The organism is Paraburkholderia caffeinilytica (assembly GCF_046030355.1).
GTDB classification, from domain to species: Bacteria; Pseudomonadota; Gammaproteobacteria; order Burkholderiales; family Burkholderiaceae; genus Paraburkholderia; species Paraburkholderia caffeinilytica_B.
Map to the genome: position 1 here is coordinate 67430 of NZ_JAQQCQ010000034.1, position 9535 is coordinate 76964.

Genomic DNA, 9535 nt, shown 5'->3' on the forward strand with positions numbered 1-9535 from the left:
GATGGCGGCGCGACGCTGCGCCGCCACGTTTCAGGCGGTGCGCACCGCGAATTCGATGGGTGCGTGCGCGAAGTGCTGGGACAGACTGGCGAGCAACGCGTCTCGTTGCGCGATCAGGGAAGCAGGCGAGCGACCCGCGATGTGCGGTGTGATGAGCACGTCGGGATGATCGAGCAGGGCGCGCGGCACTTCGGGTTCGTCTTCGATCACGTCGAGTCCCGCGCCGGCGATCGCGGCGTGAGCGAGGGCGTCGATCAGCGCTTGCGTGTCGAGCACGGAGCCGCGCGAGACATTCACTACGTAGCCGTTTGGCCCCAGGGCTTGCAGCACCTTGCCGTCGACCAGATGCTTCGTCGCCGCGCCGCCGTTGCAGGCGATCACGAGAAAATCGCTGGCGGCGGCAAGCTCGATGAGGTCCGCGTAATACCGGCCCGGCGCGTCGGCATGCGGTTGCCGTCCGTGATAGCCGAGCGTCAGGTCGAAGCCCTGCGCGCGGGTCGCGATCAGTCTGCCGATGCGTCCCATCCCGACGATCCCCAGGCGGGCACCCGTCAGCGTGGGCCGCTCGGCGCGCGAAGTGCGCCAACGGCCGGCGCGCACCGCTTCGGTAAGCGGCGCGTAGCCGCGTGCGAGCGCGAGCAGCAGGCCCATGGCGTGATCGGCGACGGTCGCTGCGTTCGCACCGGGCGCATGCGTTACCACGATGCCTCGTCGCGCGGCGGCGGCCACGTCGACGTTCTCATAGCCTGCTCCGAACGCGCTAATGATCTCCAGCGCGGGCAGCGCGGCCATCTGCGGCTCGGAAAGACCGGTCGAGCCGTTGGTCAGCACCGCGCGCACGTTCGCCAGATCGACGCTGGCCGGCAAGGCCTCGCCCCAGCCGTCGGGATGATAGTGAAGCGTGTAGTCGTGCCGCAGCGCATCGAGTGTTGCGTCGGGCAGGGCGATCAGCGCCAGCACATGCTTGCCGTTCAGCGCCGTGCTCATGATTGCGGATCGGCGGTTTGAGCGGCTGGCGCCACGTCTTTCACCGCGCCTTTCCAGCCGTTTTCGGTGATGTCGAACACGGTGCCGTCGGGCATCCGGTACTTCACTTCGTAGAACACGTTGGGATCTTTCTCGTGACGTCCCGTCAGATACGTGCCGCCCGCCGCGACCACGCGCGCCGCGGTGTCTTCGACGCTGTCCACCCACATGCCGAAATGGATCACGCCACGCACGTCCTTCAGGCCCGCGTAACCGGGGACGGTCTCGTCCTTGAAGTTGAGGAGCGCCACGTTCATTGTGCCGTCCGTCATGTAGATGCCGCGCATCGCGTTGCCCGCGCGGCGCATGCCGAATGCCTGTTCGAAGAATTGCGCGGCGGCCTCGGGATCGTCGACCGAGAGCGCGATGTGGCGGAGCTTGTCCATGAGATGTCCTTGGGGTGTCCCCGGGTTGTCATGCGGGTAAATCGCCTGTCGGCGAAGGGAGGGTTGTCGTGACTGTGAATCAAGTGTGTCCGCAACTTCACCAGGTATACTACGTATAACAAATGTATACACAAAAACAAATTGATATACCAGAATGGTTCTCATAGGCCGGGCGCTGTCGGAAGCGACGGCTCGGCGCACTGTATGAGGACCATCGATGCATACCTTGCAGGACCCGTTGGGCAGTCTTTCCGCCGCGCTCAGGCAGCGTTTTGCGCAGATCGGACCGGTGTGGGGGCGCGATATCAATACGCATCGCGATCTGGTGATCGACGCGTATTCGCCGTTGGTGGCTGCTGCGCGGGATGCGGGGGAGCCGTTGGAGGTCGTGCGCGATAGGGCCTATGGCAGCCATGAGCGGCAGCGTCTGGATGTGTTTGCGTCCGCGGAAACGAGAGAGAAGGGCAATGCCGACGTCGTGCTGTTCGTCCATGGCGGTGCGTTTTTGCGCGGCAGCAAAAGTTTCAACGGACTCATTTACGACAACGTGTCGCGCTGGTTTGCGAGGCAGGGCTGCGTCGCGCTGAATGTCGAATACCGGCTTGCGCCCGAAGCGCCGTATCCCGCCGGTGCAGACGACGTCGCTGCCGCTCTGGCATGGGCACGGAAACATGTGGCCGAATTCGGCGGCAATCCGCAAAGGATTTTTCTGGTCGGTCATTCGGCGGGCGGCGCGCATGTTGCCACTTACCTGTGCGATCCGTTGCTGGCCGGTGTGCGCGACAGCGCGCCGGCGGTTGCCGGTGCGGTCCTGATCAGTGCACGGCTCGCGGCCGACGTGCTTCCCGACAACCCGAACGCAGCAGGTGTGCGCGCCTATTTCGGCGCGGACGAAACAACCTATGCCGCGCGCTCGCCATTGACCCACGCGGCACATTTCGACACGCCGCTAATGGTGGTTGTCGCCGAATACGAGAACCCCTATCTGGACGCCTACGGTGCGGCTTTCTTCGAGCGCGTGCTGCAAGCACGTCAACGCGCCGGTGACGCCGCGCCCAAACGCGCACCGCGCTTCATGCAGATGCTGCGGCACAACCACACATCAGTCGTCGCGCATTTCGATTCGGGTGAGACGTTGTTAGGCGACGCGATGCTCGATTTTTTCAGCGCGTGATCGTCCACGTTTATCCGTTCAGTCAATCAGGAGATCCGCATGTCCGTTAGCCGTCCGTCTACTTTTTCCAGGCCGCGCGTATTCGCGCCGGTCGTTACGCCATTTACCGCCGGGCTGGATGTCGATGCCGCGCGGTTCGTCGCGTTCTGTCGGTGGCTGGTCGGGCAGGGCGCCGGACTTGCGCTGTTCGGCACGAATAGCGAAGCCAACTCGCTAAGCCTTGCCGAACGTCACGCGTTGCTGGACCACGTGATCGAAGCCGGTATCGATCCCACGCAGATGTTGCCGGGCACGGGCGCATGCGCGCTGCCCGACGCGATCGCATTGACACGTCACGCCACCGAGGCCGGTTGCGCCGGCGCGTTGATGCTGCCGCCGTTTTTCTACCAGGGCGTCAGCGATGACGGTCTGTTCGCCTACTACTCCGACGTGATCCAGGCCGTCGGCTCGGATCAGTTGCGTGTGCTGCTGTATCACATCCCGCAGTTCACCGGCGTGCCGATCACGCACACGCTGATCGAGCGGCTGATCGCGGCGTATCCGCAAACGGTGGTGGGCATCAAGGACAGTTCAGGCGATTGGGCCAACACCGCGGCGATGCTGGAGAAGTTTCCCGGCTTCGCGGTGTTCCCCGCTTCCGAGGCTTTGCTCGGTAAAGCGCTGCCGCTGGGCGCGGCCGGTTGCATTTCGGCGACAGCGAATATTCAGCCGCATGCCATTGCCAGTCTGCTGAATGCGGCGACGCAGGAGGAGCGGGGCGTGTGGGAAGGCAAGGTCGCGACGGTTCGCCTCGCCGTGCAGGCGCAACCGATGATCCCCGCGTTGAAAAGCATCGTCGCGCACTTCGCTAAAGATGGCGAATGGGCGCGCGTGCGGCCGCCGCTTACGCCGATGAATCCGGCACAGTCCGGCGCGCTGTTACAGCAGCTTCAGGCATTGGATTTTTCGATGCCGTCGATGGCATCGCTTGCGACGGTGGCCGCGTGAGCGTGCAGCGACTGCAGCCGCTGCGGCGTATGCGCCCAGCGCGGCGCATGCAACTGCCGGCCGGCCCACAGCCGACGTCGCGCCCGCATCGACACGTGCGGCTCAAAGGCTCAGGCGTTTTCGCGCTCGGTGCGCTGGCGCTTGAGCCGGCCGAGCACGACGATCGAGAGCCGGGCCGTGTGGTCGCGCATCGCGTTGTACGCACGTTCCGGTTCGGAATTGAGGATCGCGGAGACGATCTCGCGATGCTCGTCGGTGGCCGCTTCGAAGCGCGACGGCGAAGCCGGCTGCGCGGCGCGAAAGCCTGCCAGACGCTGCCGCTGGACGGACATGATCGACGCCAGCGATTTGCTTTGCGCGCCCTTGCAGATCAGTTCGTGGAATTCGCGATTGAGCTGGAAGTACTCCGTTTCATCGCCGCGCGCGATCGCGGCGTTCATTTCGGTCTGGAGCTCTTCGAGCTGTTTCTTCTCGACGAGGCTCATACGCTGCGCGCTCAACCGGCAGCACAGCGCTTCGAGCTCGCACATCGCTTCGAGCATGTCGGCGAGTTCGTCGATGCTGAATTGCGCGACCACCACGCCCTTGCGTGGCGTCAGCTCGACGAGGCCGCGCGCGGCGAGTTCGCGCAGCGCCTCGCGGATCGGCGTGCGCGAGGCGTTGAAGCGTTCGGCGAGTACCGCTTCTTCGAGCTTTTGGCCCGGTTCGAGCGTGCCGTCGATGATCTCGTCGCACAGCAGGCGGTAGATCTTGGAGGAGAGCGTCGTCATCGTGATGGTCATGGGTTGAGCGAAACCGTGAGCAAGTGGCCCCATTATGCGCCAGCGACCCAACCGCCTCAATCGCCACCGCGCATATTTGGCCTCTGCAGGCCCATGCAGTGTACGCGCGAACGTGTTCATACCCCGATTAGTGTATACGAGAATGTTAATAAAAATACATGGATGACTGAATGTATACGAATTATTGAACCCTCGACAGCAGCTAACTAACACCCTACAAACACAAAAAGCGAGGCATTACGTGACCTGGTTTGGTATCGCAACTTACGAATTGAATGGCCGCACGGCCACCGGCCTGGCGGTCGGCGACAGGCTGTACGACGCACAAGCGGTGTTGAAGCAAACCGCTTCAACGGCGCCTCTCGCCGACGTCGGTACGCTGATCGCCGGTTGGGAGGCTAATGGCGCGGCGACCGTCGAACGGCTCGAAGCCGCGGCGCGGGCGATCGAGGCGGGCACGCTCGACGTCGCACCGCTCTCCGGCTACACACTGGGTGTGCCGTACCAGCCGCGGCGCATTTTCGCGGCAGCGTCGAACTATTACGAGCATGCGCAGGAGATGGGCACTGAGTTGGCGCCCCGTGAGGAAAGCACGCCGTACATGTTCATGAAAGCCGAAACGAGCGTGGTGCCGACGCTTGCCAACGTGGTGATTCCGCCGCACGCGGAACGGGTGGACTGGGAAGTGGAACTGGCCGTGGTGATCGGTAAAACCGGCCGCCACATCGCCAAAGAAGACGCCTTTGACTACATCGCCGGCTACACGATTCTCAACGACGTCAGCGCGCGCGACCTGAATCGCCGCACCGACTATCCGTTCAAACACGACTGGTTTCGCGGCAAGAGTTTCGATACCTTTGGCCCACTCGGCCCCTGGTTCGTGCCGCGCGCCTGCATTGCCGAGCCGCAGAATCTGCGCATGCGCCTCGCGGTGAATGGCGAAATGATGCAGGACGGCAATACGTCCGGGATGATTTTCAACATCGCCGAGCAGATCGAATATTTATCGACGATCCTCACGCTGCAGCCCGGCGATCTGATCGCGACGGGCACGCCGACCGGCGTCGGCATGGGGCGCGGCATTTATCTGAAGGCGGGCGACGTGATGGTCGCATCGATCGAGGGGATCGGCTCGATCGAGAATCCGCTGGTCGCCGGCTGAGCGTCAGCGCGCTCGCCGCGCCATCCATTCACTCCACTCATAGACGGGGAACACGACATGTTGCAGCGGGTACGGCGCGCGGTAAGACGGCTGGTTCAGCCATTGAGGCAGCAGGCTGCGTTGAGCGCGGTTGCATGGGCCGCCACGGCGCTTTTCACGAGCGCCCACGCGGCCGATGCGGTGCGCGTCAATCTGGCGTGGCTGCCGCAGGGCAGCACCGGTGGCATCCTGCTCGCGCAGGCGAAGGGATATTACCGCGACGCCGGACTCGACGTTAGCGTGATGCGCGGATATGGCGGTCAGCGCACCGTCAATGAAGTGGACGAGGGCCTGTTCGAGTTCGGCTACGGCGATCCGGTGAGCGTGATGCTGAATCGCGCGCACGGCGGCCATGCGGTGATGGTCGGTGCGATCAACACGCGCTGGCCCGGGGCGATGTGCTATCTCGAGCGTCCCGGCTTCAAGGTGAACACGCTTAAGGATCTTTCGGGGATGACACTCGGCGGCGGTGGCGCCTCGCCGGTGCAGAACATCATGCCCGCGTGGCTCAAGCAGAACGGCATGGCGCCCGATGCGATCAAGACCGTGCGGCTCGATCCCGCTGTGATCAATACCGCGCTGCTGCAAAAGCGTATCGACTTGTCGGAGTGCTGGGAAGGCGCGAGCCTGCCCGTGCAGGCGGCGTTGGCGAAGCGGGCGGGGCAGCAGCTCGGCAAGGTTTATTACCGGGATTTTGGGCTGGATATGATGGGTAACGGCATCGTCACCACCGATACTTTCGTGGCGCAGCATCCCGATGTGGTCAAGCGGTTTGTCGCCGCGACGTATCGCGGTTATGCGCTGATGCGCGAGCATCCGCAGGAAGCCGCCGATGCGATTGGTGGACTCTATCCGGTGCTCGACAAGACGATCCTGTTGCAGCAGATCGTCGAGACTAACGGCCTGATCGCCGACGATCCTGCCCAGCACAAGACCGGCTGGCTGCGTCCGGCGCGCATGGAGGCAACCGCAGCGTTTGTTTCGCGTGCGTTCGGCACCGGCACGAAGGTGAAAGCGGCCGATCTCTATACGAATCGGTTCGTCGAATAAATCCGTTCGGGAGCGGCGCGTCGTGTGGACGATGCGTTCGCTCCAACCCGCCCGCGCGAGGCGCGGGCACATTGGAGACAAGGCAATGAACAGTTTGCGTCCGAAGCGGCTTGGACACATGGTGCTGATGGTGCGCGACATCCAGAAGTCCGCGCAGTTTTATACCGACGTGCTGGGCCTCAAAGTATCGGACTGGATCGGCGACCAGATGGTGTTTCTGCGCGCCGGCAGCGATCACCACGATCTCGCGCTCGCGCAACTGCCGAAAGATTCCGCCGACTTCAACGATCTGCCGCGTTATTCGCGCCCAGGCCTCGAGCACTTTTCGTATCTGATCGACAGCTACGAGGAGATGGAGCGTTCGGTGAAGGTATTGCAGGAGCATGGTGTCGAGATCGTGCGTGGTATCGGCCGGCATGGTCCGGGTAATAACCTGTTCCTCGTCTTCAAGGATCCGGATGGCAACAACGTCGAGGTGTACTGCGAGATGACGCAGATCGGCGAGCGCGACGCGCATGAACCGCAGGTGTGGGAACGCACGATCGAATCGTTCGACCAATACCGCTTTGAACGCTTCGTCGTGCCACCGCCGCCGCACCTGGTGGCGCAAAAATCGGCGCAGGGAGAGGGGCAAGGAACAGCGCAAGGAACGGTTCAGGAAACTGCACAGTCCACGGCTCGGGTTTCAGCGAAAGCCGATCCGTCCGATCACGAATAATTCGGAACCCTCATGAAGCGATTGATCGAAACTGTCTCGTTCTGGATCGTGATTGGTCTGATCTGGGAATTCGGCGTGCGTTGGACGGGCACGCGCGAATATGTGTTGCCGGCGCTGTCGCAGGTCTTCGCGGCCGGTTGGGAAATGCGTGGACAGTTGCTGTCCGATACGTTGGCGACCGCGTGGGAAGTGTTCGCCGGGTTCGCACTGGCGCTGATCGGCGGTTTGACGATCGGCTTGCTCGCGAGCATGTCGAGTATTGCGCGGCGCACGCTGTTTCCGCTTGTCACCGCATTGCAGAGCATGCCGAAGATCGCGCTCGCGCCCTTGCTGATCGTGTGGTTCGGGTATGGGTTTGCATCGAAGCTGGCGGCCGCCGTGCTGTTCGCTTTCTTCCCGATCGTGATCGCGACGATGGGCGGCCTGGCCGGTGTGCCGCGCAATCTGGACGAGCATTTTCGGGCGCTCGGCGCTTCGCAGGCCAAGACCTTCTGGTATTTGCGTTTGCCTGCTGCGTTGCCCGCGCTGATCGACGGTTTGAAGATCGCCATGCCGTTGGCGGTGATTGGCGCGATTGTCGGCGAGTTCATTGGATCAGAGTCAGGACTGGGGCATCTGATCGTGTTTGCGACATCGAATGCGCAGACGTCGTTGTCGTTCGCTGCGATCCTGATGGTGACCGTGCTGGCGATGCTGTTTTACTGGGCCGTCGAACTGGTTTCGCGCGGCGTGTGGTGGAGAGGAGTGACGGTCTGATGGCATTGGTCGACAAGTTGCGTATCGTGCAGCGCGCCGCGGCAACCGGCGCACAGGTTCATTCTTTGCATCGCGACGAAGCGGCGCCCGCGCTGATTTCCGTCGAGAAGGTCGGCAAGCGATTTGCCGCGCGAGGCGGGGCAGGGGCGTTTAGCGCGCTCGACGATGTGTCGATGCAGATTCGCCAGGGCGAGTTCGTCTCGATCCTCGGGCCGAGCGGTTGTGGCAAGAGCACCTTGCTGCGGATGGTGGCGGGTCTGGTGCCCTGCGATGGTGGGCGGATTCTGCTGGGCGCCGAGTCGATTTCCGCGCCGGTGCCGGATATTGGCGTGGTGTTTCAGACGAGCAATATGCTGCCCTGGCTGACGGTCGGGGCGAACATCCGCTTAGGCGCGAAGTTGAGGAATGTACCGCGGGCGCAGGTGGAGGAGCGGCTTCCAGCGTTGCTGGAGACTTTGGGATTGACGGCGTTCGCCGACCGGTATCCGCATGAATTGTCCGGTGGGATGAGGCAGCGTGCCGCGATTGGTCAGATTCTGTTGCTGGAGCCGCGGGTGATGCTGATGGATGAGCCGTTCGGGGCGTTGGATGCGTTGACGCGGGACCGGTTGAATGTTGAGCTTTTGCGGATCTGGCAGCAGAGCACGCTGACTGTTTTGCTGGTTACTCATAGCATTCATGAGGCGGTGTTTTTGTCGGATCGGGTGTTGGTGATGTCGGAGCGGCCAGGGAGGGTTGTGCATGATCTGAAGATCGATTTGCCGCGGCCGCGGGAGCCTGAGCAGGTTAAGAGTGATCCGCTTTATGGGGAGTGTGTTTCGGAGCTTTCCAGGCTTATGGGGGTGTTTTAGGTTTTTTTTTGCCTTTGGCGTCTGTTTGGTTGTTTGCCTCGGGCGTTGGCCTTTCCTTGTTTTGTTATTGGTCTATTAGTGTCGCCCCTGTGCGGGGCGGGCACTTACTTCTCTTTGCCGCCGCAAAGAGAAGTAAGCAAGAGAAAGCGGCTCACACCGCTAATTCTTAAGTGGGTCCCCCGCGCAGCCACGGTAGTGGTGCATCTGGAATCCGTGCCCTCGCACATTCGGCGGTAGTGACCAGGCTGTCATCAGCTCCCACTCCGCACTGCGTGCGTCGCGGATGGGTTTGCATGGGAAACCAGCGGCTTCGGTTGAGGTCTGTGAGAGCCATCGGCTTCGCCTCGGCGGCGCGCCTCTGCACTTCCCCGGAAGTCACGGTTCGACGGTGAGACGTAAGCACGGAAACGCAGCAGTCGGTTTTAAGAAATACGCTTCGGCGCGCGCAGCGCCGCCGGAAGTATGACGCCTTTGTCACTCGCGCCGAATGCGCGAGAGCACGGATTCCAGATGCGCCACTACCGTGACTGTGCGAGGGACCCGCTTATAAGCTAGCGGTGTGAGCCGCTTTCTCTTGCTTACTTCTCTTTGCGGCGGCAAAGAG

Annotated in this window: 10 protein-coding genes; 7 read left to right on the forward strand and 3 right to left on the reverse strand. The window is 62.6% G+C overall.

Annotated features, from left to right (window positions below; translation table 11 throughout):
- Positions 1-30 precede the first annotated feature (30 nt).
- Both PQQ95_RS33605 and PQQ95_RS33610 read right to left on the reverse strand, forming a co-directional pair.
- Complete coding sequence (locus PQQ95_RS33605) at positions 31-987, reverse strand: 2-hydroxyacid dehydrogenase (protein WP_408445908.1); 957 nt, start codon at positions 985-987, stop codon at positions 31-33.
- The gene (locus PQQ95_RS33610; RefSeq protein ID WP_408445911.1) at positions 984-1412 is read right to left on the reverse strand and encodes a VOC family protein; all 429 of its coding nucleotides are present in this window, start codon (positions 1410-1412) and stop codon (positions 984-986) included. Before PQQ95_RS33610 ends, PQQ95_RS33605 begins: the two co-directional genes overlap by 4 nt.
- Before the next feature lie 217 nt (positions 1413-1629).
- On the opposite strand from PQQ95_RS33610, the gene PQQ95_RS33615 reads away from it, so the two are divergent.
- Together PQQ95_RS33615 and PQQ95_RS33620 are read left to right on the forward strand one after the other, a co-directional pair.
- Positions 1630-2586, forward strand: a complete 957-nt coding sequence (locus PQQ95_RS33615) for an alpha/beta hydrolase (protein ID WP_408445913.1) — start codon at positions 1630-1632, stop codon at positions 2584-2586.
- 39 nt (positions 2587-2625) lie between these two features.
- Positions 2626-3573 (forward strand): dihydrodipicolinate synthase family protein, encoded by a 948-nt coding sequence (locus tag PQQ95_RS33620; RefSeq protein WP_408445916.1) that lies wholly within the window; start codon positions 2626-2628, stop codon positions 3571-3573.
- A 110-nt stretch (positions 3574-3683) separates the two neighbouring features.
- Here PQQ95_RS33620 and PQQ95_RS33625 read toward each other — a convergent pair whose 3' ends face one another.
- Positions 3684-4355, reverse strand: coding sequence for a GntR family transcriptional regulator (locus tag PQQ95_RS33625; RefSeq protein ID WP_408445918.1), 672 nt, complete (start codon positions 4353-4355; stop codon positions 3684-3686).
- Between the two features lie 241 nt (positions 4356-4596).
- Here PQQ95_RS33625 and PQQ95_RS33630 point away from each other — a divergent pair, with 241 nt between their 5' ends.
- The 5 genes from PQQ95_RS33630 (at position 4597) to PQQ95_RS33650 (ending at position 8931) form a co-directional block, all read left to right on the forward strand.
- Complete coding sequence (locus PQQ95_RS33630; RefSeq protein WP_408445920.1) at positions 4597-5517, forward strand: fumarylacetoacetate hydrolase family protein; 921 nt, start codon at positions 4597-4599, stop codon at positions 5515-5517.
- A 57-nt stretch (positions 5518-5574) separates the two neighbouring features.
- A complete protein-coding gene (locus PQQ95_RS33635; protein WP_408445923.1) occupies positions 5575-6606 on the forward strand; it encodes an ABC transporter substrate-binding protein in 1032 nt (343 codons plus the stop codon).
- 85 nt (positions 6607-6691) lie between these two features.
- Positions 6692-7324, forward strand: coding sequence for a VOC family protein (locus PQQ95_RS33640; RefSeq protein ID WP_408445926.1), 633 nt, complete (start codon positions 6692-6694; stop codon positions 7322-7324).
- A gap of 12 nt (positions 7325-7336) precedes the next feature.
- Positions 7337-8080 carry an ABC transporter permease gene (locus PQQ95_RS33645; protein ID WP_201075486.1) on the forward strand — a complete coding sequence of 248 codons (744 nt, stop codon included), beginning with the start codon at positions 7337-7339 and terminating at the stop codon, positions 8078-8080.
- Complete coding sequence (locus tag PQQ95_RS33650; RefSeq protein WP_408445929.1) at positions 8080-8931, forward strand: ABC transporter ATP-binding protein; 852 nt, start codon at positions 8080-8082, stop codon at positions 8929-8931. The genes PQQ95_RS33645 and PQQ95_RS33650 overlap by 1 nt, the downstream gene beginning before the upstream one ends.
- Positions 8932-9535: the final 604 nt, after the last annotated feature.

Bases quoted from the DNA above. Each gene is read 5' to 3' on its own strand.
- PQQ95_RS33605 (WP_408445908.1), bottom strand. From the start codon at position 987: ATGAGCACGGCGCTGAACGGCAAGCATGTGCTGGCGCTGATCGCCCTG.
- PQQ95_RS33610 (WP_408445911.1), bottom strand. From the start codon at position 1,412: ATGGACAAGCTCCGCCACATCGCGCTCTCGGTCGACGATCCCGAGGCC.
- PQQ95_RS33615 (WP_408445913.1), top strand. From the start codon at position 1,630: ATGCATACCTTGCAGGACCCGTTGGGCAGTCTTTCCGCCGCGCTCAGG.
- PQQ95_RS33620 (WP_408445916.1), top strand. From the start codon at position 2,626: ATGTCCGTTAGCCGTCCGTCTACTTTTTCCAGGCCGCGCGTATTCGCG.
- PQQ95_RS33625 (WP_408445918.1), bottom strand. From the start codon at position 4,355: ATGACCATCACGATGACGACGCTCTCCTCCAAGATCTACCGCCTGCTG.
- PQQ95_RS33635 (WP_408445923.1), top strand. From the start codon at position 5,575: ATGTTGCAGCGGGTACGGCGCGCGGTAAGACGGCTGGTTCAGCCATTG.
- PQQ95_RS33640 (WP_408445926.1), top strand. From the start codon at position 6,692: ATGAACAGTTTGCGTCCGAAGCGGCTTGGACACATGGTGCTGATGGTG.
- PQQ95_RS33645 (WP_201075486.1), top strand. From the start codon at position 7,337: ATGAAGCGATTGATCGAAACTGTCTCGTTCTGGATCGTGATTGGTCTG.
- PQQ95_RS33650 (WP_408445929.1), top strand. From the start codon at position 8,080: ATGGCATTGGTCGACAAGTTGCGTATCGTGCAGCGCGCCGCGGCAACC.